Source organism: Tardiphaga sp. 839_C3_N1_4 (genome assembly GCF_051811045.1).
In the GTDB taxonomy this organism is placed as follows: domain Bacteria; phylum Pseudomonadota; class Alphaproteobacteria; order Rhizobiales; family Xanthobacteraceae; genus Tardiphaga.
This window is the reverse complement of the sequence record NZ_JBPWQD010000001.1, coordinates 6,114,969-6,141,186: the sequence shown is the minus strand read 5'-3', so window position 1 is coordinate 6,141,186 and position 26,218 is coordinate 6,114,969. Positions and strand designations below refer to the sequence as shown.

General features: G+C 61.9%; 28 protein-coding genes. 16 read left to right on the top strand and 12 right to left on the bottom strand.

Annotated elements, in window-relative coordinates:
- Positions 1–65: 65 nt before the first annotated feature.
- Both AB8A38_RS29280 and AB8A38_RS29275 read left to right on the top strand, forming a co-directional pair.
- Positions 66–1,058, top strand: coding sequence for a P1 family peptidase (locus AB8A38_RS29280; protein ID WP_439088388.1), 993 nt, complete (start codon positions 66–68; stop codon positions 1,056–1,058).
- 66 nt (positions 1,059–1,124) lie between these two features.
- Entirely contained in the window at positions 1,125–1,376 is a 252-nt protein-coding gene (locus AB8A38_RS29275; RefSeq protein ID WP_315842894.1) for a KTSC domain-containing protein, read from the top strand.
- Here the strand turns inward: AB8A38_RS29275 and AB8A38_RS29270 are convergent.
- Both AB8A38_RS29270 and AB8A38_RS29265 read right to left on the bottom strand, forming a co-directional pair.
- The gene (locus AB8A38_RS29270; protein WP_439088387.1) at positions 1,341–2,087 is read right to left on the bottom strand and encodes an EF-hand domain-containing protein; all 747 of its coding nucleotides are present in this window, start codon (positions 2,085–2,087) and stop codon (positions 1,341–1,343) included. The two genes, AB8A38_RS29275 and AB8A38_RS29270, sit on opposite strands and share 36 nt — an antisense overlap.
- A 14-nt stretch (positions 2,088–2,101) precedes the next feature.
- On the bottom strand, positions 2,102–2,392 hold the full coding sequence (locus AB8A38_RS29265; protein WP_439088386.1) for a hypothetical protein: 291 nt from the start codon (positions 2,390–2,392) through the stop codon (positions 2,102–2,104).
- Between AB8A38_RS29265 and rpe the strand changes: the two genes are divergently transcribed.
- Both rpe and AB8A38_RS29255 read left to right on the top strand, forming a co-directional pair.
- The gene (gene rpe / locus AB8A38_RS29260; RefSeq protein WP_439088385.1) at positions 2,376–3,077 is read left to right on the top strand and encodes a ribulose-phosphate 3-epimerase; all 702 of its coding nucleotides are present in this window, start codon (positions 2,376–2,378) and stop codon (positions 3,075–3,077) included. The two genes, AB8A38_RS29265 and rpe, sit on opposite strands and share 17 nt — an antisense overlap.
- Positions 3,078–3,614: 537 nt before the next feature.
- Positions 3,615–4,403, top strand: a complete 789-nt coding sequence (locus tag AB8A38_RS29255) for a DUF2259 domain-containing protein (RefSeq protein ID WP_439088384.1) — start codon at positions 3,615–3,617, stop codon at positions 4,401–4,403.
- 267 nt (positions 4,404–4,670) lie between these two features.
- Here AB8A38_RS29255 and AB8A38_RS29250 read toward each other — a convergent pair whose 3' ends face one another.
- Positions 4,671–5,180, bottom strand: a complete 510-nt coding sequence (locus AB8A38_RS29250) for a hypothetical protein (RefSeq protein WP_120292740.1) — start codon at positions 5,178–5,180, stop codon at positions 4,671–4,673.
- A gap of 7 nt (positions 5,181–5,187) precedes the next feature.
- Positions 5,188–6,075: a hypothetical protein gene (locus tag AB8A38_RS29245; RefSeq protein WP_439088383.1), complete on the bottom strand. Its 888-nt coding sequence runs from the start codon at positions 6,073–6,075 to the stop codon at positions 5,188–5,190.
- Positions 6,076–6,264: 189 nt separating this feature from the next.
- On the opposite strand from AB8A38_RS29245, the gene purB reads away from it, so the two are divergent.
- Both purB and AB8A38_RS29235 read left to right on the top strand, forming a co-directional pair.
- Complete coding sequence (gene purB / locus AB8A38_RS29240; RefSeq protein ID WP_439088382.1) at positions 6,265–7,572, top strand: adenylosuccinate lyase; 1,308 nt, start codon at positions 6,265–6,267, stop codon at positions 7,570–7,572.
- Positions 7,573–7,681: 109 nt separating this feature from the next.
- On the top strand, positions 7,682–8,239 hold the full coding sequence (locus AB8A38_RS29235) for an MOSC domain-containing protein (RefSeq protein WP_439088381.1): 558 nt from the start codon (positions 7,682–7,684) through the stop codon (positions 8,237–8,239).
- A gap of 6 nt (positions 8,240–8,245) precedes the next feature.
- Here the strand turns inward: AB8A38_RS29235 and AB8A38_RS29230 are convergent, their stop codons facing one another.
- Positions 8,246–10,663: a DUF2235 domain-containing protein gene (locus AB8A38_RS29230; protein WP_439088380.1), complete on the bottom strand. Its 2,418-nt coding sequence runs from the start codon at positions 10,661–10,663 to the stop codon at positions 8,246–8,248.
- A gap of 189 nt (positions 10,664–10,852) precedes the next feature.
- Here AB8A38_RS29230 and murI point away from each other — a divergent pair, with 189 nt between their 5' ends.
- From murI to AB8A38_RS29205, 5 genes are all read left to right on the top strand, one after another.
- Positions 10,853–11,644 carry a glutamate racemase gene (gene murI / locus AB8A38_RS29225; RefSeq protein WP_092147210.1) on the top strand — a complete coding sequence of 264 codons (792 nt, stop codon included), beginning with the start codon at positions 10,853–10,855 and terminating at the stop codon, positions 11,642–11,644.
- A gap of 60 nt (positions 11,645–11,704) precedes the next feature.
- Positions 11,705–12,088: a cupin domain-containing protein gene (locus AB8A38_RS29220; RefSeq protein WP_439088379.1), complete on the top strand. Its 384-nt coding sequence runs from the start codon at positions 11,705–11,707 to the stop codon at positions 12,086–12,088.
- A 20-nt stretch (positions 12,089–12,108) separates the two neighbouring features.
- Positions 12,109–12,879, top strand: coding sequence for an HpcH/HpaI aldolase family protein (locus AB8A38_RS29215; RefSeq protein ID WP_439088378.1), 771 nt, complete (start codon positions 12,109–12,111; stop codon positions 12,877–12,879).
- A 309-nt stretch (positions 12,880–13,188) separates the two neighbouring features.
- Entirely contained in the window at positions 13,189–13,806 is a 618-nt protein-coding gene (rpsD, locus tag AB8A38_RS29210; RefSeq protein WP_089265666.1) for a 30S ribosomal protein S4, read from the top strand.
- A gap of 196 nt (positions 13,807–14,002) precedes the next feature.
- The gene (locus AB8A38_RS29205; protein ID WP_439088377.1) at positions 14,003–15,070 is read left to right on the top strand and encodes a threonine aldolase family protein; all 1,068 of its coding nucleotides are present in this window, start codon (positions 14,003–14,005) and stop codon (positions 15,068–15,070) included.
- A gap of 216 nt (positions 15,071–15,286) precedes the next feature.
- On the opposite strand, the gene AB8A38_RS29200 is transcribed toward AB8A38_RS29205, so the two are convergent.
- From AB8A38_RS29200 to grxD, 4 genes are read right to left on the bottom strand one after another with little or no spacing between them, the layout of a single operon-like run.
- The gene (locus AB8A38_RS29200; protein ID WP_439088376.1) at positions 15,287–16,567 is read right to left on the bottom strand and encodes a serine hydrolase domain-containing protein; all 1,281 of its coding nucleotides are present in this window, start codon (positions 16,565–16,567) and stop codon (positions 15,287–15,289) included.
- Entirely contained in the window at positions 16,548–17,846 is a 1,299-nt protein-coding gene (locus tag AB8A38_RS29195) for a serine hydrolase domain-containing protein (RefSeq protein ID WP_439088375.1), read from the bottom strand. Before AB8A38_RS29195 ends, AB8A38_RS29200 begins: the two co-directional genes overlap by 20 nt.
- 46 nt (positions 17,847–17,892) lie before the next feature.
- Positions 17,893–18,420, bottom strand: coding sequence for an O-acetyl-ADP-ribose deacetylase (locus AB8A38_RS29190; protein WP_439088374.1), 528 nt, complete (start codon positions 18,418–18,420; stop codon positions 17,893–17,895).
- Positions 18,421–18,434: 14 nt separating this feature from the next.
- Positions 18,435–18,770 carry a Grx4 family monothiol glutaredoxin gene (gene grxD, locus AB8A38_RS29185; protein ID WP_068736311.1) on the bottom strand — a complete coding sequence of 112 codons (336 nt, stop codon included), beginning with the start codon at positions 18,768–18,770 and terminating at the stop codon, positions 18,435–18,437.
- Between the two features lie 359 nt (positions 18,771–19,129).
- Here grxD and egtB point away from each other — a divergent pair, with 359 nt between their 5' ends.
- Together egtB and egtD are read left to right on the top strand one after the other, a co-directional pair.
- A complete protein-coding gene (egtB, locus tag AB8A38_RS29180) occupies positions 19,130–20,365 on the top strand; it encodes an ergothioneine biosynthesis protein EgtB (RefSeq protein WP_315844189.1) in 1,236 nt (411 codons plus the stop codon).
- A gap of 45 nt (positions 20,366–20,410) precedes the next feature.
- Positions 20,411–21,376: an L-histidine N(alpha)-methyltransferase gene (egtD, locus tag AB8A38_RS29175; RefSeq protein WP_439088373.1), complete on the top strand. Its 966-nt coding sequence runs from the start codon at positions 20,411–20,413 to the stop codon at positions 21,374–21,376.
- A gap of 112 nt (positions 21,377–21,488) precedes the next feature.
- Here egtD and AB8A38_RS29170 read toward each other — a convergent pair whose 3' ends face one another.
- The gene (locus AB8A38_RS29170; RefSeq protein WP_439088628.1) at positions 21,489–21,821 is read right to left on the bottom strand and encodes an endonuclease domain-containing protein; all 333 of its coding nucleotides are present in this window, start codon (positions 21,819–21,821) and stop codon (positions 21,489–21,491) included.
- Positions 21,822–21,880: 59 nt separating this feature from the next.
- Positions 21,881–22,117, bottom strand: a complete 237-nt coding sequence (locus AB8A38_RS29165) for a BolA family protein (RefSeq protein ID WP_068735968.1) — start codon at positions 22,115–22,117, stop codon at positions 21,881–21,883.
- A 181-nt stretch (positions 22,118–22,298) separates the two neighbouring features.
- Here AB8A38_RS29165 and AB8A38_RS29160 point away from each other — a divergent pair, with 181 nt between their 5' ends.
- The 3 genes from AB8A38_RS29160 to AB8A38_RS29150 all read left to right on the top strand — a co-directional run bounded on the left by AB8A38_RS29160 (position 22,299) and on the right by AB8A38_RS29150 (position 24,962).
- Complete coding sequence (locus AB8A38_RS29160) at positions 22,299–22,661, top strand: DUF427 domain-containing protein (RefSeq protein WP_315842907.1); 363 nt, start codon at positions 22,299–22,301, stop codon at positions 22,659–22,661.
- Between the two features lie 109 nt (positions 22,662–22,770).
- A complete protein-coding gene (locus tag AB8A38_RS29155) occupies positions 22,771–23,943 on the top strand; it encodes an acyltransferase family protein (protein WP_439088372.1) in 1,173 nt (390 codons plus the stop codon).
- A gap of 59 nt (positions 23,944–24,002) precedes the next feature.
- Positions 24,003–24,962, top strand: coding sequence for a 2-hydroxyacid dehydrogenase (locus tag AB8A38_RS29150; RefSeq protein WP_439088371.1), 960 nt, complete (start codon positions 24,003–24,005; stop codon positions 24,960–24,962).
- A gap of 109 nt (positions 24,963–25,071) precedes the next feature.
- Here the strand turns inward: AB8A38_RS29150 and AB8A38_RS29145 are convergent, their stop codons facing one another.
- Complete coding sequence (locus AB8A38_RS29145; protein ID WP_315842910.1) at positions 25,072–26,205, bottom strand: aldo/keto reductase; 1,134 nt, start codon at positions 26,203–26,205, stop codon at positions 25,072–25,074.
- Positions 26,206–26,218: the final 13 nt, after the last annotated feature.

Genomic DNA, 26,218 nt, shown 5'->3' with positions numbered 1-26,218 from the left:
GATCGTGCGTGATCGGTTGACCGGGCAGCCCTGCTGCGGTCTGGTCGGGCCAAGAGGGAACCGCCATGAAGAACCTGCTCACCGATATCGCCGGCGTTCGCGTCGGCCACGCGGACGACGCCCAACTGGCCTCCGGCGTCACCGCCATCCTGTTCGACCCACCGGCCGTGGCCTCGGTGGACATCCGCGGCGGCGGGCCGGGCACGCGCGAGAGCGCCCTGCTCGATCCTGTGAACACTGTGGACGCCATCCACGGCCTCGCGCTGGCCGGCGGCTCGGCCTTCGGGCTCGAAGCCGGCGGCGGCGTGCAGGCCTGGCTCGCCGAACAGGGCCGCGGCTACCAGATCGGCAATGCCGTCATCCCCATCGTGCCAGGCGCGATCCTGTTCGACCTGCTCAATGGCGGCGACAAGGCCTGGGGCCGCTTTCCGCCCTATCGCGATCTCGGCTATGCCGCCGCGGCGACCGCCAGCGATGACTTCAAGCTTGGCAGCGTCGGCGCAGGGCTCGGCGCCACGACAGTCAACTACAAGGGCGGCATGGGCTCGGCCTCCGCCGTCACGCCATCGGGCGTGCGCGTCGCCGCACTCGCTGCAGTCAATGCAGTCGGGAGTGTCACGATCGGCGATGGCCCACACTTCTGGGCGGCGCCATTCGAAGTCGGCAACGAGTTCGGCGGATACGGTATGCCGAACAAGTTGAAACCCGAGATGCTGGGAATGCGTATCAAGGGCGGTGCTGCCGCGACGTCGATCGAGAACACGACACTCGCCGTCGTCCTCACCGACGCGATCCTGACCAAGGCGCAGGCACGGCGTCTCGCCATGATGGCGCAGACCGGATTTGCGCGCGCGATCTATCCAGTGCACGCGCCGCTCGATGGCGACATCGTGTTTGCGGCCGCGACGGGCGAGAAGCCGATCGATCCGCTGGTGGGTTTGACGGAGCTCGGCATGGTCGCAGGTAATGTCATCGCCCGCGCCATCGCGCGTGGTGTGTATGAAGCGACGGCGCTCCCGTTTGCTGGCACGCTTCCGGCATTTCGCGACCGGAACTAGGTCATCGCTGCGCAACCAATTGCGCCGGCAATCGTTTCTATCCAGGAGACATTTCGGAGGATTGCGATGCCGTCGAGTGCAATTCGACATCTCGCTTACGATCCGGTGAGTCGCGAACTACGCATCACCTTCACCAGCGGCCGTCGGTATGCTTATGCGCAGGTGCCGCCGGAAGTTCACGCGGCCTTCAGCAGCGCCGCATCACGCGGTGCATTTTTCAACCACCGCGTCCGCGATCGTTTTACCTATCGTGAACTGCCGCGTTCGGGATCAGAACGCAGATCAGGCGCTGATCGCCAGCGTCGATTGCGCATTTGAGATCTGCTGTGCCTGACGCGCGATCATCTTTTCGATCGCGTTATAGGACGAGCTTGCGGTTGATGACGTGGACGACGTGGGGACGGCCGTGGTCGACGTCACCGTCGATCCGTCCGCATATGCGATAGACGTCGTGGTGCTGCCATCAGCATTTACCGTGGTCGTTGTGGTCGAACCAGCAGTGTCAGAGCCACTACCAGATCCACCGCCCATACCGCCGCCGCCGGCGTGATGTGCCTTGCCGCCATTCAGCGCCGGGCTCAGTTCATCGATATTGACCGAGCCGTCACCGTTCTTGTCGAGTTCGGCGAATACCTTGTCGGCATTGGCAGTGTTGGTGCCGCCGGCGCCGAGCTTCTTCTCGAACTCCGCCTTGCTGATGCCGCCGCTGCCGTCGCTGTCGAGCAGCCCCATCAGTCTTTTCAGCGAGTCGGCTCGTTTCGCCGAAGAGGCTGCCGTCGCGGGCTGGCTCTGGGCATCGAGCAGCGTGCTCATGGTGCCCGGGGCCAGCTTATAGGAACTGTTCGTGCTGCTGGTGGCTGAGGTTGCCGTCGATGGCGTGGCACTCGCCGCCGTCGTGCTGGCGACGTCGAACGGGCTGGCGGTCTTCTGGGTGACACCGGTCGTGGTGGTCGCGGCCTTCGACTTCGACTTGGTGAGTGCCTGCAGCGCATCGATCGCGGTGGTGGCAGCAGCAAGGGCTGGCAGCATCGTCAAATTCCTGATCATGCCGCAGCGTGCGGCGTGAATTCCCTGGGGAACATGGAGCAAGCCCCATGCCAGCGAAAAAAGTTCGATAAAACAACGGCCTTGGTCGCATGGGCCGCGCGCGCTTCCCGGCAAATCGTGCCCTTGCGGCAGAATGTGCCGGGACTATCCTGCTGCAGCGCGTCGATGGCGCGGCCGTGGCTGGCGCGTTGCCCGTCCCCCGGACCCATGTTACGCGAGGCGGTCCATTCGCCGCCGTCAGAAACGTTCAGGAAACCCCAGGAAAATTCGATGTCCCAGAGCTTCACGCCCCGCCCGCTGGTGATCGCCCCGTCCATTCTGGCGGCTGATTTCGCGAGGCTTGGCGAAGAGGTTCGCGCCGTGGATACCGCCGGCGCCGACTGGATGCATCTCGACGTGATGGACGGCCATTTCGTGCCGAACATTTCCTACGGCCCGGACGTCATCAAGGCGATGCGCCCGCATACGACAAAGATCTTCGACGCGCATCTGATGATCGCACCATGCGATCCCTATCTCGAAGCCTTCGCCAAGGCCGGCTGCGATCACATCACCGTCCACGCCGAGGCGGGCCCGCATCTGCATCGCTCGCTGCAGGCGATCCGCAATCTCGGCAAGAAGGCCGGCGTCTCGCTCAATCCCGGCACGCCAATCTCCGCCATCGAATATGTGCTCGATCTCGTCGATCTCGTGCTGGTGATGTCGGTCAATCCCGGCTTCGGCGGTCAGGCCTTCATTCCGTCCGCGCTCGGCAAGATCTCGGACCTGCGCGCGATGACCGCGGGCCGTCCGATCGACATTGAAGTCGATGGCGGTGTGTCCGCTGCAGTCGCCGGGCAACTCGCCGCAGCAGGTGCCAATGCCTTCGTCGCCGGCTCGGCCGTGTTCAAGGGCGGCACGGTGGAAAGCTACAAGGCGAATATCGACGGCATCCGCGCGGCGGCAGCGAATGCCCGCGGCGAGATGGTGTAGCGCTCTCCGGATTCACATATCAAACAGCCACGCTTCCGCAGTCTCGCGGCTCGATGAGCCCGAGTTGTTGGGATAGTTTCCCCTCGAAACGTGAGGGGTGGCGACGCGCCGTGAGGCGCAAAGGGTGGTTTTATCGCGATCCGCTCCACCGGAACGCCGGCAAGCTGCAACCGCGCAACGCCTCACGGCGCGCCACCGCGACGTTTTTTTAGCTTCGGGACCGTTCTTCCGGGTAAAGGGCAGAGCTCCGCACTCCGCTTATTCCGACGATTTCGCGCCGTTCACCAATACCACGTCCAGCCAGCATGAGTGGCAGAGCCCCGTAGTGGGCCCGGACGGTGACCCCAAGCCTCCCGAGTGCGCAGGGTACGTCACCCCACGTCCGCAGGCGCCGCATCCTGTCCCACTTCAAGACGCCTCTAGAAGCGCCCTCGCGAACCGGACAAATTGGATAATAGTCTCTTAAAGGAATATTGTCAACGGCCGCAAAGGCCGATATGCGCATGAACTTTGCTCCGCGTCGCGCGACCAACCGGGATGACACAGCATTCAATCGCCGGCTTTCGCCGCCTCCTGTTCGCTCCCCTGCTCTCGCTCGCCCTGCTAGGCACGGCGCAGGCCGGCGACGCCGCCGCGCGCAAAGTGATCGGCTTCTCGCCGGACGGCGCGCATTTCGCCTTCGAGCACTATACGCAGCTCTATGATGCGACCGAGATCGTCGCCGAGATCCAGGTGATCGACACGCGCACCGACGACTTTGCGAAGGGCACGCCCTTCTCCATTCGCACCAAAGACGATGACGAGCGCGAGGTGGACGCTGTACGCGCCGAGCTGATGGCCAAGGCCAAGCCGCTGCTGGGCAAACTTGGTATCACCGAGCCCGGCACGCGCTTCGCCGGCAAACCATCGATGGATCTCGACGAGATCGGCATCTATCAGATGGACCCGAAGCCGCTCGCCACCACGCAGGCCATCACTTTTCCCGATGGCCGCAAGCTAACACTGACGCTCTCCAATCAGGCGCTCGGCAAGGCGTCATGCTACGGCGCCGGCGGCCGCGGCACCTTTGGCAGCGTCATCGTCACCGGCATAAAGCTGCAACTGAGCATCGACGGCGCCGCACCGGTCGCCCTGCAGCAGGACAAGCAATTGCCGAAGCGCCGCCGCTGCGTGACGGCCTACGGGATCGCCGATGTCTATCATCATCAGGCGAAAGACGGCACGCAGACGCTGGCAGTGCTGATCGAGACGGTGGACGCGCACGAATTCCACGCCGGTCCGAACCGGCGGTTCATGGCGGTGACGGCGAAGTTGCCGCTGAAATAGCATTCCTGCTTTGGGATCGCCTTGTTTCAGATGCTACGCGAGCATTGCTATCTTGGCGATCGCGCCGACGGCCAGACGCCCCACTCAGCAACTGACATCGTGTCTATGGATTCCGGGCCCGCGCAAGAGCGCCCCGGAATGACGGATGAAAGGTCGGCACTTGTATTCTGACTGAGAGAAACAGCTTTCCGGAATGACTCGGTCCCGGACAGAACGACCAGGATGGTTCCCGACGCTGCGGATCGCGCAAAGAATGCCGCGGACCGATCAAGGCACCAGTCGGAGCCGCGGCGGCACTACGCTTGCTGACAGTCCAAGTTTCTCGATTTGCTCATCGCGCCAGGTGTCGAGCAGTGGTTGCAATGCTGCGGGGTCGTTTTCCAGCAGATCCAAAACCTGCGTAATCACCGACCGATACCTGTCCTGTCTTTGCGGCTTGTAGTCGGCGAGATCCCGTTCCATGCCGCGAAAGATATCGGTCGCTTGCTGCAAGTTGCCGAGCAAATAATGCGTCAACCCGAAATCGAGACGAACGGGCATCATGCGGTTGCTCGCCATCCAGGAGATGTAACCAAGAAACTCTCGGGGGCCGTGAAGATTCCTTAGGGGTTCGATATGCGGGTTGATTTTATCGAGCACGATTGACGCAGACTCAGCGTAGGCTTTTCTGTCGACAAGAAATAACCCGGCGTGTTCGCCAGAAATCGTATTACTATAATTGAGCGAGAAATATTCTCCCGGGCGATACAATGGCATAACCACCCGGAAGAGCTTCATCTGATTCTTATGCGGCGTGGTGTCGAGAAAAAAGCCGCGAGCGACGTAGACGCTCGGCTTGATAATCAGATAATTCCCGCACACAACCGTCCCCGTTGCGCGGGGCTGGATCAACTCGAAAATTTTCCGCGATCTGCTCATGCTTTAGCCGTGATCCACGAAAAAAGTTCAATTCAATAACCGGTGTATTTGGCAACGCCCCTGTATGCGCTCTCAGTTCATCGGCCCTTGATGCGCTCAGTACCGCGCCTCCGGTCTTTAAGTCGTAGATCGCGATCACGTCACCGCCTACATCCCTCAAAGCTACGTCGGTTCGTATACTGCCGGCAATGCCATATTCGACGACCTCCTTGAAAAGGAAGCTTTGTTCAACTCCGTCCTCGCCAATCCCGGGATAGTCGGCGGCCCTGACCCTTGTGGCAAACGCGACATGCACCGCAATCCCGTATGCTTGCGGCGTTTGATCGGGGATAAATTCTAGTCCATCCATAACTCGGATTAAATCGGCCGATAGCTTCTCGGTTGTTTCGTCGATAGTCGGGATTCCCGTTCGTGCGGTATCCTGCGTAATCGTGGCCGCTATATTTTGAAGGAAGTCTTCAGTCGTATTACTGCCATTTCCGCCGAGCAATTCCTCGAACCGCGGAACGCTTGCCAGATCTGCGAATGTTGCAGATACCTGATTTTCGCCCGTCTCGTCGACTGACGCACCTCCACTACCATCGGTCCACATGCCAAGGGCGTCCCGCGGCTGACCGGGGTCGAATCCAGCTTTCCGATTGATCAACCTTCGAAACTTCAATTCCAATTTGAGCCCGCACAATTCGTACCTCAGGCGGGCTAGGATTCCATCGATCTCGTCCAGTTCCTGCATTATTCCCATTGCAACCTCCACCCTTCTTTCCTATGACTATAATCATACAAGATCATAAACCTAGTGTCCAGCCACACTGCGCCGCCCGGGTGCCATGCCGGATGTTTGTGGTATCGTCGGCGGTTTCGCGCCAAGCCCCCTTCTCCGAGGTGGCCTCCCTGCTCCCTTTCTGCTAAAGCGCGGCGTAACCCCCAACAGTCAGAGACGTCGATGATCCCTCGCTATACCCGTCCGGAAATGGCCTCCATCTGGGAGCCGCAGACCCGCTTCAAGATCTGGTTCGAGATCGAGGCGCATGCCGCCGATGCGCTGGCGGAACTGGGCACCATTCCGAAGGACGCGGCGAAGACGATATGGGCCAAGGCCAGGGATGCCACCTTCAATGTGGAGCGCATCGACGAGATCGAGCGCGAGACCAAGCATGACGTCATCGCCTTCCTGACCCACCTCGCCGAAATCGTGGGTCCCGAAGCGCGCTTCGTGCATCAGGGCATGACGTCATCGGATGTGCTCGACACCTGCCTCAACGTGCAGCTCACGCGCTGCGCAGATATCCTGATCGCCGATATCGACCGCCTGCTCGCCGCGCTGAAAACGCGCGCCTTCGAGCACAAGATGACGCCGACCATCGGCCGCTCCCACGGCATCCATGCCGAGCCGGTCACTTTCGGCCTCAAGCTCGCTTATGCCTATGCCGAATTCAGCCGTAACCGCGAGCGCCTCGTCGCCGCGCGCAAGGAAGTCGCGACCTGCGCGATCTCCGGCGCCGTCGGCACCTTCGCGCAGATCGATCCGCGCGTCGAAGAACATGTCGCGAAAGCGATGGGCCTCGTGCCGGAGCCGATCTCGACCCAGGTGATCCCGCGCGACCGCCACGCGATGTTCTTCGCCACGCTCGGCGTGATCGCCTCGTCGATGGAGCGCCTCGCCGTCGAGATCCGCCACATGCAGCGCACCGAAGTGCTGGAAGCCGAGGAGTTCTTCTCCGAAGGCCAGAAGGGCTCGTCGGCGATGCCGCACAAGCGCAACCCGGTGCTGACCGAAAACATCACCGGCCTTGCCCGCATGGTGCGCGCCTATGTGACCCCGGCGCTGGAAAACGTGGTGCTGTGGCACGAGCGCGATATCTCGCACTCTTCCGCCGAGCGCATGTTCGGCCCGGACGCCACGGTGACGCTCGACTTCGCGCTCAACCGCATGGCCGGCGTGATCGAGAAGCTGCTGGTCTATCCCGCCAACATGCAGAAGAATCTCGACCGCCTCGGCGGCCTCGTGCATTCGCAACGCGTGCTGATCGCGCTGACGCAGAAGGGCGCCTCGCGCGAAGACAGCTACAAGCTGGTGCAGCGCAACGCGATGCCGGTCTGGCGCGGCGAAGGCGACTTCCAGACGCTGCTGAAGAACGATCCCGAGGTGAAGAAATATCTCACCGACGACGAGATCTCCGAGAAGTTCGACCTCGGCTATCACCTCAAGCACGTGGACACGATCTTCAAGCGCGTGTTTGGCGCGAGCTGAGCAGTACTTCGAGCCACCGTCCCCTCAACCGTCATTGCGAGCGGAGCGAAGCAATCCAGTTCCTTGAACAAGCGAAGACTGGATTGCTTCGTCGCAAGAGCTCCTCGCAATGACGGAGGAGAGGACAAAGCCCCACATCCTTGCCGTCTCGCTCCGCCGCGGCCATCATTTCAGCAAGACGCCGGCACTGAGCATTCGCCTGCTTAAGCACCTCGGCGTCGAGGGTGACGGCCATATGGGCGCATTGGTGCAGCATCGCTACGACCGCCGCCGTGATCCCGCCAGGCCGAACCTGCGCCAGGTGCATCTGCTCCCGTCGGAACTGTTCGACGAGCTGCGCGGCAAGGGCTTCACCATCGCGCCCGGCGACCTCGGCGAGAACATCACCACATCGGGGATCGATCTCGCGGCACTACCGACCGGCACGCGGCTGCATCTCGGCGCCAGCGCGGTGATCGAACTCACCGGCCTGCGCGAGCCGTGCGTGCTGATGGACCGCTTTCAGCAGGGGCTGAAAGCCGCGACGATGGATCGCGATCTCGACGGCCATGTCATCTACAAAGCCGGCGTCATGGCCATCGTCATTGCCGATGGCGCGGTGACGCCAGGCGATGCGATCAGTGTCGCAATGCCGGACGAACCACGGCGACCGCTGGCACCGGTGTGAAAGCGCTCACAGCTTGCGCAGGGTGACGGTCGCCGATCCCTTGTTGTTGTGCGTGTAGAAGTAATCGTATTTGACAGGCAGGGTGAGGACCGCGTCATTCACATAGAGGAACACCTCGCCGTCCCGACGTGGCTTGAATGTTGTGCTCCAGACTTTGTCCGCGCCAGGCTTCAGATCAAGCAGATGCTCTTCGAGGCCGCCTTCCCCCACCCGCAAGATGGTCGCGAACCAGTTCGACCAAATCAATCGCCGATACGGGATCGCCGGAACCTGCCACCACGATGTCTTCGCCCAGCCGAAGCCGTTCGGAGTTGCATCGATGGTGCCGTCGAACCATAGGTCCTTGACGACCAGCGTGACTTCATAAGCCTCGCCTTCCTTCACCTTGATGCCGGTGGCGTTGCAGATATTGCTTGTCTGCATATCAAGCGGGCTGACTGCGATGGGCTTGTCTGCCGTGAGCTCGATTGTCGCCTTTCCCTTGCAGATCAGTCCGAGCGTATTGGCGGCGCCGAAAGCCAGCCACCAGAACAGCCATACGATGATGCCTGTCGGGAAGATCCAGCTTTTCAGAATATAGAAGAACGCATTGTAGGCGCCGAGGCGTCGCAGCCGATGCACGAAGATATGCCAACCACCCGGCTTGCGATATTTTTCCGGCGCGTGCCAGCCGATCCGCATGACATCGCGAATGGTTTGCTGAAGAGTGCCGCCGATCCACAGCAAGGCAGCAATCGCCAACCCGCCGGCAAGAACCAGGCCGGGCGCATGCCGGAATGCATCGAACCATGGCTGCAGGAAGCTGGGGAGGAATGAGGCTGCCGTGTTGATGAGGGGCACAACGACAGGGCCGACGCTGCTGTCTCCGACACCCGGGAAATAGATGACCCAGAACGGAATCATCACGACCATCAAGGTCGCGAAGACGCAAAGGAAGTACACGACGCGACGGAGCCAGATCCAGTTCCACGCGTCGCTCTGAATCTCGGAGCGCGCCGGCTGCTGATCGATCACAGGCCGCGCCAGCGTGACGTCGCCAGCCTTGTTGGTCAGCTGATAATCCTTCGGTATCACCACCGGTGCATAGCGGTCATTTCCGAACACGAGACGATCGAATACCGATTGATGGACTGTCGCCAGCGGCGGTCGCAGTGCGATCTTCCGTGCCGCCGGATCGTCAGGCAACTTCGCCTTCAAGTCGGGATGCAGGTCCGCCACGACCTCGGTCTGCGGATCGTCAGTCCTGGTCAGCAATGACCATATATGAGCGAAATCCATCGACAGCGACGGTTTGTAGGGCAGCGCCTCGGCGAGGTCCTTCAGGTTTCGGGGCTTGTAGCGATAGTACGAAGCTACGCCTTCGCGCGAATTATTCAGCTTGTCGGTGAAATTCACCTGCGGATCAGCCAGCAGGCGGCGCTGCAACGGCAACACCTTCATGTCATAGGCCGTCGCGCGATCGATCATCCAGTCCAGTGTCACGAACGACAATCCATCCTGCGGGTAACCGCCTCCAATGTCGGCATGAACGCCCGTGAACCAGACCTGGCTGATACGCTCACGATCGATTGGCGCAAGATCGTTTCGCAGATGCGGCGGTGTTTCCAGCGCGCGTCCCGTTTCGCTTGGAGCGTGGTAGTTGATATCGAACAACCATTCGGTCTTCTTTCGACCATTCACGACGTCATGGCCGCGCACGTAGCGCTGATCCCAGATCACCGGACGAAACGCATCGCGCTCGTCTTCCAGTGCGAGCGCATGGCACGCCTTGTGAACCTTCGCATTCATGAAGCGATCGGGCATGGACAGCGGCCATATCCAGTAATCGATCGCGCGCGTCATCTCCTCGATCGGCCCGCCATAGGCATCGACGGTGTCCCACAGCCCGACGAAATGAACGCTGTCCACCGGCTTCGGGGTGGGGCCATGGACAGGCTGTCTCAACAGTTTGCGTCCCCATCCGACAAAGCGGTCTCGCAAGTTTCGGAGCGGCGTCACGAGTCCGCCGGTGGTATTGAAGCGGCGTCGATAGAGCCGGTACTCATCAGCCGCCGCCCGCGCCAACTCGCTCTCATCGTTGTTGTAGGGCACCAGTCCCTGGCGCACGATCATCCCGGTGACAATCCGGATGGTGAACGCCCCGCGGCTGAAGCCGAAGCAATAGATGCGGTCGCCTTCCTCGTAATTGCGGCAGCAGAAGCTGTAGATGTCGATGACGTTGCGTTTCAGTCCGAACCCGAACACGCCACCCAATACGGCGAATGCCTTGAACGACGACGTCCCCACGCCATCATCGTAGTAGGCCACCTGCGCTGTCGGATCGCGCAGCTCCAGCAGTTGATACAGCCGCCAGACATTTGTTTTGAAAACTTTGGCCGAGCTGTTGCCCGTGCCGTCCGACAACAGAACGATGTTCTTCGGCATGACCTCGCCCCCCGACGTTGACAGCTCCGAACACTATGATTGCAATAAAAACGCAACACAACCAAAGGATTATTACGGCAACAGATTCATCTCGTCGCCACGGCCCACCTCGCGCCGCATTTCGCAGCGCAAATCACCCGTGCCTCGCCCGGCAACTCCGCAGTAACCATCCTCCCCTAGGCTCTGATGATGCCGACGCGTCCCACCATCCTTGTGTTCGACTCCGGTCTCGGCGGCCTCACCGTCCAGCGCGAGATCGCCAAGGCGCGTCCGGATGCCCGCTATGTCTATGTGGCCGATGACGCGTTCTTTCCCTACGGCCAGCACACCGAGGAGGCGCTGATCGGCCGCGTGGTGCCGCTGATGGGCGAGCTGATCGCTGCGCACCGGCCGGATCTCGTGGTGATCGCCTGCAACACGGCCTCGACGCTGGTGCTCAGCCATCTGCGCGCCGCCTATGCCGTGCCCTTTGTCGGCACCGTGCCGGCGATCAAGCCGGCCTGCGCGCGCTCGGTCAGCAAGCGCGTCTCCGTGCTCGGCACGTCGGGCACCGTGAAGCGCGAATATACCCAGACGCTGATCCGCGAATTCGGCGGCGGCTGCATCGTCACGCTGGTCGGCTCCGCCGAACTCGCCGCACTAGCAGAAGGCGCACTCGGCGGCCAGGGCATCGACGACGCCGATCTGTTTCGCGAGATCGCGCCCTGCTTCGTGCAGGACGCCGCCGGTGCCCGCACTGACACAATCGTGCTCGCCTGTACGCATTACCCGCTGTTGCTCGACCACCTCAATCGCATCGCGCCATGGCCGGTGGCATGGATCGATCCGGCCCCGGCAATCGCACGGCGCGTGGTCGGCCTGATCGGAGATCATCAGCCCGGCGTGCCGCCCGGCGATGCCGTGCTGCTCTACACCTCCGGCAAGCGCCATGCCTGGCCGGAAGCACTGGCGCCGTTCTTCGGCGGACAGGTCGCGGCGTAAGACGCCCCTCGACAGCCTCTTGTGCACTGCTAGTCTCCCGACTCTTAGGGAGGAAGAACAATGCTCAAGAAATTGATACTCGGTCTGACCATTGCGACAATCGCCGGCATCGGTACGGTCTCCGCGCAAGGCATCAAGCGTACACCGCTGCAGAAAGTCGAATTCCCGGACGGCTACGAGACCGTCACCGCGATTGCCGAGATTCCGGTCGGCGGCGCCTCGGGACGGCATACCCATCCGGGCGCCGAGACCGGCTATGTGCTCGAAGGCGAACTCGAACTGGCGATCGATGGCAAGCCGCCGCTGAAGCTGAAGGCCGGCGACAGCTATCAGATCCCGGCCGGCGCCGTGCACGATGCACGCGCATCCGGCGACAAGCCGATGAAGGTGCTGGGCGTCTATGTCATCACCAAGGGCAAGCCGCTCGCGGAAGCCGCCAAGTAAGTCAAAGGAAAGCGTTACAGATGACGACCCCCGCGCCATTTCACGACCTCAAGCAGAAATGGCGCGAGGGCCGCCCTACTTTCGGGGCCATTGCTACCATCCCATCGATCCAGACCGTGCGCATCATGGCGCAGACGCTGGACTGGATCATCGTCGATCTCGAACACGGCCCGATCGATCTCAACACGGCGCATGGCATGATCATGGCCACGGCGGGCACGCCCTGCACGCCGCTGGTGCGGATCGCCGCCAATGAGCCATGGCTGGCGAAAGCGCCGATGGATTTCGGCGCGATGGGCATCAACTTCCCGATGATCAACAGCGCCGACGATGCCTATAAGGCCGCGCGCAGCCTGCGCTATCCGACCCAGGGCGAGCGGCTGTGGGGACCGTTCCACGCGCCGTTCCGCTGGAACGTGGGCATGCCCGACTATATGGCCCGCGCCGACGACAGCATGATCTGCATGATCACCATCGAGCATATCGATGCGGTGAACCGGATCGGCGAGATCATGGCCACGCCGGGCATCGACATCGCGGTAATCGGCGTCGGCGACCTCGCCACATCCATCGGCAAACGCGGCCAGCCGGGCGATCCCGAGGTGCAGGCGCTGGTGGCAAAGGCCGAAGCGGGAATCCTCAAGTCAGGCGTACCGCTGGGTGGCGCGGCGCTGAACGCCGAGATGGGCAACGCCATGGTCGAGCGGGGCTATGTGGCCCTGGCGCTGGGATTCGACTGGTCACTGTTCCAGCGCGGAATCGCCGCCGGATTCGAGGGCATCAGGCGGTAAAACTGCCCTTTCGAGGCCGATTTTGCGTCGAAACCGGCCGGATTGGCGCTATAAGCCCGCCAAACGGCGAAAAGCCTGTCTTTCAATTGACATAACCGGGCCTTCACCCTAGAAACCGCCTTGCTCGCGGGCCGTTTTCGGCCCGCGAAGCGTTTCGCACCCGTGGTTCTCCACCCAGCTTTGGGAATGAACCTGTCGGTGCCGAGATTTTCCAGACTCTGGACTGATCACGGTACACAGGAGGGCGCGTCTCCTCACATCCACCAAAAGAGCCATCGCTTCGCGATGGCTGACAAAACCGAGGACGCGATGACAAAGCGTAGTGAAGCTAAATACAAAATCGACCGCCGTATGGGCCAGAACATTTGGGGTCGTCCCAAGTCTCCGGTCAACAAGCGTGAATACGGCCCCGGCCAGCACGGCCAGCGCCGCAAGGGCAAGCTCTCCGACTTCGGCACGCAGCTGCGCGCCAAGCAGAAGCTGAAGGGCTATTACGCCAACATCTCCGAGCGCCAGTTCCACTCCATCTATGTGGAAGCCGGCCGTCTCAAGGGCGACACCGGTGAAAACCTGATCGGCCTGCTCGAGCGCCGCCTCGACACCGTCGTGTATCGCGCCAAGTTCGTCGCCACCATGTTCGCGGCCCGTCAGTTCATCAACCACGGCCACATCAAGGTGAACGGCAAGCGCGTCAACATCGCGAGCTATCTCGTGAAGGTTGGCGACGTCATCGAGATCAAGGAATCCTCCAAGCAGCTCGCTTTCGTACTCGAAGCCAGCCAGCTCGGCGAACGCGACACCCCGGATTACGTCGAAACCGACCACAGCAAGATGACCGCCAAGTTCATCCGCATTCCGCAGCTGTCGGACGTTCCCTTCGCCGTGCAGATGGAACCGCATCTGATCGTCGAATTCTATTCGCGCTAATTTCTGACAGCGCTGACGAGATCAAGGCCCCGGATTTTCCGGGGCCTTTTTTGTTGGCGCGCCTGAATGAGCATCGCCGGAACAAGAATGCCGTCATGGCCGGGCTTGTCCCGGCCATCCACGCCTTTAAGCTCCGCCAAAAAATACGACGTGGATGCCCGGGACAAGCCCGGGCATGACGACTGAGAGATTTCGCATGCCCTTCACCCCTGCTCGCCCCGATCCATCACAGCCGGCGGTTCGCATCAATCTGCTGTCCGACACACAGACGAAGCCCACGCCCGCGATGCGCGCGGCGATGGCTGCGGCAGATGTCGGCGATGAGCAGGTCGGCGACGATCCCACCGTCAACGCGCTCTGCGACCGCGTCGCCGAACTGCTCGGCAAGGAAGCCGCAGTGTTCATGCCATCAGGTACCATGTGCAATGTCGCCGGCCTGCTGGCGCATTGCCGGCCCGGCGACGAGATCCTCGCGCATCGCACCGCGCATATCCTCTCGCGCGAGGGCGGCACCCATGCCGCGCTTGGCGGCTTCCAGATTACCGGGCTCGACGGCGCCGACGGCAAGTTCACGCCAGATGCGCTGCGCGCCGCATTGCATCCGCGCACGCGCTACGAGGCAGCGCAGACCGTGGTCAGCGTCGAACAGACTGCCAATATCGGCGGCGGCACCATCTGGTCGAAATCCGATCTCGAAGCGATCGTCACCATCGCGCGTGACCGCGGCCTTGCCACGCATATGGATGGCGCGCGACTGATGAATGCCTGCGTCGCCACCGGTATCGGTGCGAGCAGGATGTCCGACGGCTGGGACTCGGTGTGGATCGATTTCAGTAAGGGACTCGGCGCGCCGATCGGAGCCGTGCTCGCCGGCACGCGCGACTACATTGATGCAGTGTGGCGCTGGAAGCAGGGATTGGGCGGCTCGATGCGCCAGGCCGGCATCGTTGCCGCCGCCTGCATCCACGCGCTGGACCATCACGTCGAGCGCCTCGCCGACGATCACGCCAATGCGCACGCGCTGGCGCGCGGACTGGCCCAGATCGACGAGATCGCCGTTCAGCAGCCGGAGACCAATCTCGTCTTCTTCGATCCCGCGGGCGCAGGCATCAGCGGTGCGGACATGGTGAAAGCGCTGCGCACGAAAGGCGTATTGCTCGCCACCATGGACGGCCGCATCCGCGCCTGCACGCATCTGGATGTCAGTGCGGACATGATCGAGGAGACGCTTGGATTGATCAGGGACGTGGTGCGCGGGATTTAACCTCTCCCCGCTCGCGGGGAGAGGTCGGGTTGCGAGCGAAGCGAGCAATCCGGGTGAGGGGGAGCCAGCGAGTAAAACACCCCCCCCCCCCCCCCCGCCCCGCCCCCCCCCCCCCCCCCCCCCCAGCGAGTAAAACACTGGCTCCCCCTCACCCGTCGCGGACTACGTCCGCGCCACCCTCTCCCCGCAAGCGGGGCGAGGGAGCTACAGTGCTCGTTACTCCAGCGCCTCAGCGATGATCTTCCGCACATCGATCTCCATCCGCACCCGCTGCGACGGTGCCTGCGTCATCACCAGCACGAACATGTCGTTCTTCGGATCGACCCAGAAGAACGTGCCGCCAACACCGTCCCAGCGATATTCGCCGACCGGGCCGGGCTCGCTCGCGAGCTCCTTGGTGCGCACCGCGAAGCCGAGGCCGAAGCCACTGCCGGCACCCGGGAAATAATAGTAATCACGTTTCACGCCGCTATCAGGCCCGACGTGATCGCGCGTCATCTCTGCCACTGTTTCCGGTTTGAGATAGCGCTTGCCGTCCAGCGTGCCGCCATTGAGCAGCATCTGCAGGAAGCGCGCGTAATCCGCCGCCGTGCCGACCAGACCGGAGCCCCCCGCCTCCCATTGCATGACCTCCGCGGGATCGTGCATGCCGATCACCGGCCCGACCATGCGATCTCCCGGGAACGGCTCCGCCACACGCGAGCGCCGTTCGCCATCGGTGATGTAGAACGAGGTGTCCCGCATCCCCAATGGACCGAACAGCCGTTCCTCCAGGAAATGATAGAGCGACTGGCCGGACACCACTTCGATGACGCGGCCGAGAATGTCGGTGGAATGGCCATAGTCCCACAGCGTGCCGGGCTGCTCGGCGAGCGGAAGCTGCGCGATGCGGTCGGCCCATGAGGCATTGTCCCAGTCGCGGCCGAAGATATCGAGCTGCGCATAACGTTTCCGCGCGGGATCGTCGCCATAGAAACCGTAAGTGATGCCCGATGTGTGCGTGAGCAAATCCGCGATGGTGATCGGCCGCTGCAACGGCACGAGGCCGAATGTGGCGTGTTCGTCGCCGCCTTTGACGTCGACGCCCACCTTCGTCTTCGCGAAAGCCGGGATGTATTTCGCAACGGGATCGGCGAGGCGCAGCTTGCCATCCTCGACCAGCATCATCGCGGCCGCCGAGGTGATTGGTTTCGACATCGAATACAGCCGGAAGATCGCATCCCTGGTCATCGGATGGCCGCTGTCGAGATTGCCGAACGTATCGAAATAGACCGGCTTGCCGTGCTGTTGCACCAACACCACCGCGCCGGGAATCTTCCGCTCCGCGACCATGTCGAGAAAGTAGCGATCGAGCGCCAGCAGTTTTTCGGCAGAGAATTCGCGCGCAATGGATTGCGGTTTTTCGGCACGGGCCGGCGGTGAAGGCACGATAACGGTGCCGACGCAGCAGAGCGTCAGCAGCAGGAGTACGGCGCGCCTATTTCTCCAGCGCTTCATAGACCAACAGCTTCAAAGACCTTTGAATGCGCTGTCGCTCCGACGGCGTCTGCTCGAGCAGGATGAAGAAGAAATCCTGTTTGGGATCGATGATGAAGTAGCAACCGCTGGCGCCGTCCCATTTCAGCTCGCCGAGCGATCCCGGCGGCGGCGGCTTGGCATTGCCGGGATCGGTGCGCACCGCGAAGCCATAGCCGAAGCCGAAACCGTCGCCGGGGAAATACAGATAGTCACGACCGACCCCGGAGTCCTTGCCGATATGATCCGTGGTCATATCCTTGAACGTGGCCGCGCTCATGAAGCGCTTGCCGTCATATTCGCCGCCGTTCAGCAGCATCTGCGCGAACTTCGTGTAATCCGCCAGTGTCGAGACCATGCCGCCGCTGCCGGACTCCCATTTCTGGTATGTGTCGGGACGCCCCTGTCGGCCGGTGCGAAAATCGCGATCCCAGGCCATTGGCTTGGCGAGCATGACCTCCTTCGACTTCTCCTTCACGAAGAAGCCGGTGTCCTTCATGCCGAGCGGTCCGAGGAACGCCTGCTCCTCATAGCCGAGCAGCGACTTGCCGGTGACGACTTCGATCACGCGGCCGAGAATATCGGTGGAGTGGCCGTAGTCCCACATGGTGCCGGGCTGGTGCTCGAGCGGCAGTTGCGCGATGCGGTCGGCGAATTCCTTGTTGTCGAAATCGCCGCTGTAGATGTCCGCATTGCCATAGGCGCGGCGCACCAGGCTTTCGCCATAGAAACCGTAAGTGATGCCGGACGTGTGCAGCAGCAGGTCGCGGATCGTCACCGGACGATTGGGCGCTACGATATCCAGCGCCTTCTCACCGTTCTCCAGCTTCTTCTCGACGCCGACCTTGGCCTTGGCGAAAGACGGAATGTATTGCGAGACGGGATCGTCGAGCTTCAGCTTGCCCTGATCGATCAGCATCATCGCTGCAAAGGACGTGATCGGCTTCGACATGGAATGCAGCCGGAAGATCGTATCATCCGTCATCGGCTGCCTGGTGTCGGGATCGCGGACGCCGAAGAATTCCTTGTAGACCGGCTTGCCATGCTGCTGGATCAGGACAATGGCGCCAGGGATCTTGCCGTCGGCGATCTGCTTGCGGAAGAACTCGCCGATCTTGGCCAACTTCTCCTGCGAGAATTTTGCGCCGGCAGGAATGTCGAAGGTGCCTTCCGCTGCAAAGCGATCCTGGGCGAAGACGGGCGATCCGGCGAGCAACAGCGCTCCGCAGAGCAGCGCGCGTAGTCTGTGCCGCAAATTCATCGCCGCTCCTTTTGCCTGATCAGAGGAGTGTAACGGCGGGGCGCCCTCAGACAAGGGGAAGTGCACGCGCGAGCGCGAGGCGATGCAGCTCCGCCGAGGGCTCGGAAAAGCAGCAGAAGGTGACGGCCGTGACCACCGGTGCGTCTCTCAGCGTCTGGATGACTGAGCCGACGGCGATGGGAGCCGCACGCGCGGCTGGAAAGCCATAGACACCGGTGGAGATGGCCGGAAACGCAACGGAGGCTAGACCATGTGCCTGACACACCATCAGCGCCTGCCGGTAGCAGGACGCCAGCGCCTCATCCTCGCCGCTCCGGCCACCATGCCAGACGGGACCGACCGCATGGATCACATGCGTGGCCGGTAATTTATAACCTTTGGTGATTTTGGCGTCGCCGGTCTCGCAACCCTTGAGGGTGCGGCATTCGGCGAGCAGCTCGGGACCGGCAGCCCGATGGATGGCGCCGTCCACGCCGCCGCCTCCGAGAAGCGACGAATTAGCCGCGTTGACGATGGCGTCAACGCGGAGAGTCGTGATGTCGGCCACGACGACGTCCAGCGTCGCCGTGCCCATTTGTCGACTTGAAATCAGGCCGAGGCCGGGGCGGCAATCACGCCCTTCTCGGCCAGCAAGCTCTGCAACTCGCCAGCCTGGAACATCTCGCGGATGATGTCGCAGCCGCCGACGAATTCGCCCTTCACATAGAGCTGCGGAATGGTCGGCCAGTTCGAATAGGTCTTGATGCCGTCGCGCAGATCGGCGGATTCGAGAACGTTGAGGCCCTTGTAGCCGACGCCCACGTGATCGAGGATCTGGACCACCTGGCCCGAGAAACCGCACTGCGGAAATTGCGGCGTGCCCTTCATGAACAGCACCACGTCGTTAGTCTTCACTTCGTTCTCGATGAATTGCTCAATGCTCATGTCACGTCCCTGTTCAAGGTCCAGATTCAAGGTCTGGAGTTGGCGGCTCAGCCATCGGGCGCACGCCCGGTCAGACTTGTCATATATGTAGCCGAATCCGTTCCGCATCCCAAGTCTTATGGACGTGATCAAGCGTCTGAAATCACAGGCCTTGGGGCTTGTTACCGGCCCGCCACGGTCACTTTTCCGCAGTTTTTGCCAAGTCCGGCCCGGCCAAAGATCATATGACGACAGGCCTTTTATAACCAATCGGACGACCTATTTAGGACAGGCTGCTCGGGAACCCATCACCAAGAGCAACGTTCTCTCCAAAATCGGAGACTTTCGTGACGAATCCAGCTTTCGCCAAGAGTTCAGGCATGAGTTCAGGCACCGCGTCCCCCGCCTCCGAATCCGCTCCCGCAGGCTCTCTCGCCCAAAAACTGGGTGACGCCTTCCTGACGGTCCGTAACGAAACCGAACGCCGCGCCGCCCCGCTGTCCCAGGAAGATCAGTTGGTGCAGTCGATGCCCGACGCCAGCCCGGCGAAGTGGCACCGTGCTCATGTGACCTGGTTCTGGGAGCAATTCCTGCTCGGCGATCACGCTCCCGGCTACAAGGTCTACCACCCCGATTACGCCTATCTGTTCAATTCCTATTACGTCTCTGCCGGCCCGCGCCACGCGCGCGCGCAGCGCGGCCACCTCACCCGGCCCGGCGCCGACGAGGTCACGGCCTATCGCAAACACGTCGATGCGGCCGTCATCAAATTCTTCAACGACACGTCGGACGAGAAGCTGACCTCGTTGATCCCTCTCCTCGAAGTCGGCTTCAATCACGAACAGCAGCATCAGGAGCTGATGCTCACCGACATCCTGCATGCGTTTGCCCAGAACCCGATCCCGCCGGCCTATGACTCTGATTGGCGCTTCCCGGCCTCAACCACATCGGGCGATGCGTGGACAACGCTGACCGAAGGCATCCACACCATCGGCCATCAGAGCGACAGCTTCCACTTCGACAACGAGAAGCCCGCGCATCGTGCGCTTGTCGGCCCCGTGAAGCTCGCACGGAATCTCGTCACCAACCGTGAATGGCTCGCCTTCATGGAAGCCGGCGGCTACGAGGAAGCCACGCTGTGGCTGATGGATGGCTTTGCCGCCGCGGCCCGCGAGGAATGGCAGGCACCTGGTCACTGGCGCAAGGTCAATGGCGGATGGCAGATCATGACTCTCGCCGGCTTGAAGCCGATCGATCCCGACGCGCCGGTGTGCCACGTCAGCTATTATGAATGTGACGCCTTTGCGCGCTGGAGCGGCAAGCATCTGCCCACCGAAATGGAATGGGAAGTCGCGGCCCGCGCCGGCCAGCTCAACGATGCCTTTGGCATCGTCTGGCAGTGGACGCGGTCTTCCTACGCGGCCTATCCGGGCTACCGCGCCATCGAAGGCGCACTCGGCGAATACAACGGCAAGTTCATGATCAATCAGCTGGTGCTGCGCGGCTCGTCGCTGGCAACACCGGACGATCACAGCCGCGTCACCTACCGCAATTTCTTCTATCCCCACCATCGCTGGCAATTCACGGGCCTGCGGCTGGCCGATTACGGCAACTGACTTCCAACATCATCACGGCGCTTCGAAAGCGTTGAGGAGACTGACATGAATGTTCATGCCCCGTTGGCACTGTCGCTGCTGAATGCCTCGGCCTCCGCATTTGCCGCGGATGTCGCTGAAGCGCTGTCGCAGCATCCGAAAAAGCTGTCGCCGAAATACTTCTATGACGAAGCCGGCTCGGAGCTGTTCGAACAGATCACCAAATTGCCGGAATATTACCCGACCCGCACCGAACTCGGCATCCTCCGCTCGCGTGGCAAGGACATCAACGCGATCATTCCCAAGAATGCCGCTTTGATCGAATTCGGCGCCGGCGCCACCACCAAGGTGCGGCTGCTGCTGGATGAATGCGACGTCGGCGCCTATGCGCCGGTCGATATCTCAGGCGACTTCCTGCAGGCGCAGGCAGCCGAGCTGCGCAAGGATTTCCCGGGCCTGAAGGTACTGCCGGTGAATGCCGACTTCACCGCACCGTTCGACCTTCCCGCCGATATCCGGATGATGCCGAAGGTCGGCTTCTTCCCGGGCTCGACGCTGGGTAATTTCGAGCCGCACGAGGCCTGCGCCTTTTTGCGGTCGGCCCGCGCCATTCTCGGCAAGGATGCCTTGATGCTGATCGGCATCGATCTGGAGAAAGACGAGAAGCTGCTGCACGCGGCCTATAACGACGCTGCAGGGGTCACCGGCAAGTTCAACATGAATGTGCTGGTGCGTATCAACCGCGAACTCGGCGGCGATTTCGATCTCTCCGCCTTCGCCCACCGCGCGATATACAACAAGGAACGCCACCGCATCGAGATGCACCTGATCGCGAGGAAGCCGCAGACCGTGCATGTGCTCGGTCGCAGCTTCGCGTTCCGTGCCGGTGAGAGTATCCACACCGAGAGCAGCTACAAATACAGCATCGAGCGTTTTGCGACGCTGGCCCGCAGTTCGGGCTGGGAGCCGAAGGCGTCATGGACCGACGCGGACGAGCACTTCTCGGTGCATGCGCTGATGGCGGTGGAGTAGCTGTCTGAACCTCTCCCCGTCCTTTACGGGGAGAGGTCGGATCGCCCTTGCGATCCGGTGAGGGGCCGGGCACGCAATTCCCACGAAGGCATGCTCTCGGGTCGGGACGGCTCTAATCTACTGTGCGGCGATCTGCACGTAACGCCTGGTCGAGCAGCATCAGCACGCCGTCGATATTGGACAAGACGTCGTTATTCCAGAAACGCACCACGCCATAGCCTTCCGCCCGCAGATACGCGTCGCGAATTTCATCTCGTTTGGATTCGAGGTGTTGCCCGCCGTCGACCTCGATCACGAGGCGTTGTTCCCGACAAACGAAGTCGCCGATATAGGGGCCGATCGCTTCCTGCCGGACGAATTTAAAACCGCCGACTTGCCGGTTGCGTATGCGATGCCAGAGCCTGGTCTCGGCATCGGTCTGGTTGGCGCGAAGTTTTCGCGAGATCTGACCCGTCTTCGCTGCGCGAAGCCACCCTCTCCCCGCAAAAGCGGGGCGAGGGAAAATTACGCCTCCGGCACACCCGTCTGCAGCGCCAGCGCGTGCAGGACGCCGCCCATCTGGCCCTTCAGCGACTGATAGACGATCTGGTGCTGGGCGACACGGGATTTGCCGCGGAAGGATTCCGAAATCACGGTTGCCGCGTAATGGTCGCCGTCACCGGCCAGATCACGGATCGTCACCTGCGCGTCGGGAATCGCGGCCTTGATCATGGTCTCGATATCGCGGGCGTCCATCGGCATTAATCGGGTCTCCAGAAAGGTTCGAATCGCGGCCAGTCGGTGCCGCCTCGGATTGCGAGCCTATCGCGACTGCCGCATGACGTCACGGCTTTCTAACGATAATCCCTCGCATGCCCCTTTTAAAGGCCGGAGGGATCGCACATCTGAAGAAGTGAAATATGACCGTCACAAGGGTTTAACCATGAAGCTTCCCGGCCCGGACCACCCGATCACCATTGCACCCACCGGCAAACACATCCGCGTTTCTGCCGGGGGCATCGTGATCGCCGACACGACCAATGCTCTGACCCTCAAGGAGGCCAGCTACCCCGCAGTGGTGTATATCCCCCGCACGGACGCCAATATGGACGCGGTATCGCGCACCGACCGTGTGACGCATTGCCCGTACAAGGGCGACGCGAATTATTACAGCATCAAGACATCAGACAAGGTGCTCGACAACGCGATCTGGACCTATGAGACGCCGTTTCCCGCCATGGCCGAGATCAAGGACTATCTGGCATTTTATCCAGACAAGGTGAAAATCGAGGAAGTGCCCGCGTGATCCTCGGCTGATTGCCGAAGCAGCTTTCGACATTTATCATGACGGCGCGCATCACTGATGCGCCCGGCGACGCCTGTTGCGCGCGGAAGCGAGGGGGCTCGCCGTTCACATGTCAGACCGTAACGCTGCGCTCGATCGCGCCCGCACCTTCGTCACGCTGCTCGTGCTGGCGAACCACGCCGCTGTAGCTTACACCGCCTTCGGCCGCTATTACCCGAACCACTATCTGTGGTCGACGGCGCCGATCGTCGACAGCCAACGCTGGATCGGCTTCAACATCCTGACGCTGTTCAACGACACCTTCTTTATGTGTCTGATGTTCATGCTGTCGGGCCTGTTCGTGTGGCCGAGCCTGAAGCGCAAGGGCATCGGCGACTTCCTGCGCGACCGCGCGCTCCGCCTCGGCCTGCCCTTCCTAGCGATGATCTTCGTGCTGATGCCGATCGCCTATTACGCGTCGTTCAGCCTGTCGACACACAAGACCGGCTTTATCGAATTCTACGTCAACAATTTCAAACAGGGCCAATGGTTCGCCGGCCCCGGCTGGTTCATCTGGTATTTGCTGTTTCTCGATCTCGTCGCGATCCCGGTCTTCCTGCTCGCACCGCGACTGGTGGACGGCATCAACCGACTGTCGATCCGTGCCTTCGAACGACCGTGGTTGTTCGTCGCCGTGCTCGCCGTTATCGCCGTGATCTCCTATGTGCCATTTCTGTTTACGGTCGGCGCTGTCCGCTGGTTCAGCTGGGGCCCGCTGCAGGTGCAGTTCAGCCGCATGGCGATCTATGGCGTGTTCTTCTTCGCCGGCATGGGCATCGGCGCCGCCAATATCGACCAGGGCCTGCTGGCCCGCACCGGTGCACTGGCGCGGCAATGGCTGTGGTGGACCATCGCCGCCGCCGCCTCCTTTGGCTCGCTCGCTTTTCTCGTCAATTTCCGCCGCATGAAGCTCGCCAATCTCACCGGCGCGCCGCCGTTCTGGTGGCAGTCGAGCTATGGCGTGATCTATGCGGTCGCCTGTACGCTGATCTGCCTCGCGGTGCTGGCGCTGTTCCTGCGTTTTGGCCAGCGCGAGAAGAGCATCTTCGATCCGCTGCGCGGCGATGCCTATGGCATCTTCGTGCTGCACTACATCCCGATGCTGTGGGTGCAATATGCGCTGCTGAACGCACCGCTCGGCGCCGGATCGAAAGCTTTCATCGCCTTCGCGGGCACGCTGGCGGCAAGCTGGGCGGCGACGCGGGCGCTCCGCGCAATCCCGGGCGTGAAACGGATTTTGTAATCCGTTCACGCCGCCCTTTTCCGACAACCGACATTGACAGTGATCTGCAGGAGACCAGCATGCGCGCGCGCAACGGCGACAAGGCGATCAATCTTCTTTTCAACGTCACGCCGGCGCTGTTCGAGGACTATCGCGAACCCATTCTGGATGCGCTTCGGCGCCGGAGCATCGACGCGCGAGCCAGTCTCCTGGGTGACATTGCGCATCAGGACGTGGACTACATCATCCACGCGACCGGCGGTCCCATCACCGATTTCGCCCCTTTCAGCAATGCGCGCGCCGTATTGAGCCTTTGGGCCGGTGTCGAGAAGATCGTCGGCAACGCGACGCTGACGCAGCCGCTGTGCCGTATGGTCGATGGCGGGCTGCGGCAGGGCATGGTCGAATGGGTCGTCGGTCACAGTCTGCGCGCGCATCTCGGCATGGACCGCTATGTCTGTGAAAAACCTCTGACGTGGTCGCAGCATGTACCGCCACTCGCCACAGATCGATCGGTGACGGTGCTGGGTCTCGGCGAATTGGGATCGGCTGCGGCGACGGCACTCGCTCATCTCGGCTTCCGCGTGACCGGCTGGAGTCGAAGCCTGCGCGAGGTGCCGGGCGTCCGCTGCCTCGCAGGGATGGAGAACCTGCCGAAGGCGCTGGCCTCGGCGGAAATCCTCGTGGGGCTGCTGCCTCAAACGCCAGAGACCATCGATCTCCTGAATGCTGAACGGCTCGCGCTTCTGCCCAAGGGAAGTTTCATCCTGAATGCCGGACGCGGCACGCTGATCGAGGATGACGCGCTGATCGCAGCGCTCGACAGCGGACAGGTGGCCCAGGCCACGCTGGACGTCTTCCGCGCCGAGCCCGTACCATCAGGCCATCCGTTCTGGTCGCATCCGGGGGTGACGATCTCGCCCCACATCGCAGCAGCAACGCGTGTTGCATCGGCGGCCGAAAACATCGCCGACAATATCGCACGCGCGGAAAGCGGCACGCCGCTGATGAATTTGGTGGATAGGACGTTGAACTATTGAGTTGGCGTCCGGACGACGCAGCAAGCTGATGCCGCGTCGCAAATCTGGGAGATGTGACCGCCGGCTCGACCCGCGGCACAATAGCTCTGACCTGCGCGAAAACGACGGATCAGGTCTTCGGAGGTGCCTCCACGCCGGAAAAGGCCTGCACGGCATCTGGCAGGCGAGCGCCCTGGATCTGGATGGCCGATACGGACTTGTTCAATTCGGCAATTTCGGTTGCCGTAAACGAAACCTCCATCGCGCCAATATTCTCGAGCATATGCGCCTTCTGCGTCGTGCCCGGAATTGGCACAATCCAGTCCTTTTGAGCTATCAGCCAGGCCAATGCAATTTGCGCAGGCATGGCCTGCTTCCGTTTGGCCCAGCCCTTGATGAGCTCAACGAGATTGATGTTGCGAGACAGGTTCTCGGGCGAGAAGCGGGTCTCCAATTTGCGGATATCGCCGTCGGCAAATCGCGTGTTTGCATCAATGGCGCCGGTCAGGAAGCCCACGCCAAGCGGGCTCCAAGGGACAAACCCGATGCCCAGTTCCTGACACAACGGGATGACGGAATCTTCCGGGCCACGCCACAACATGGAGTATTCGTTCTGAACAGCGGTCAGGGGTAGTGCGGCATGGGCACGGCGCAAAGTGTTCAGGCCCATCTCGGACAAGCCCCAATGCAGAACCTTACCGGCCGTCATGAGATCTTTGACCGCGCCGGCGACATCCTCGATCGGCACCTGCGGATCGACACGATGCTGGTACAGCAGATCAATGCGGTCCGTGCGAAGGCGCTTGAGCATGCCTTCGACTGCGAGCTTGATATGCTCCGGTCGACTGTTGAGCCCCGGGCGCCGCTGGCCGGTCTCCAGATCGATGTTCCAGCCGAATTTGGATGTGATGACGACCTTGTCTCTGAACGGCGCGACCCCTTCGCCGAGAATCCGCTCGACTTCATGCGGTCCATAGGCCTCCGCGGCGTCAAAGAAGCTGACGCCGCGATCAAAGGCGGTCCGGATGATATCGTGCATTTCCGGTCGGGACGGAATCGTCGTCTGATAGGTGCGGCTCATGTTCTGAACACCGAGCCCCACGCTGGACACCTCCAGTGACCCCAGCATGCGCCGTCCGCGTTCTCCCGCCGCACGCGAAACGACCGCAGCGCTTGCCTGGGCCGATGCCTGCAAACCCGATCCGCCAAGCATGGGCGCCGCCACGAGGCCGCCCGCTGCCGCGAGGAAGATCCGACGGCCCATACCAGATACTCGC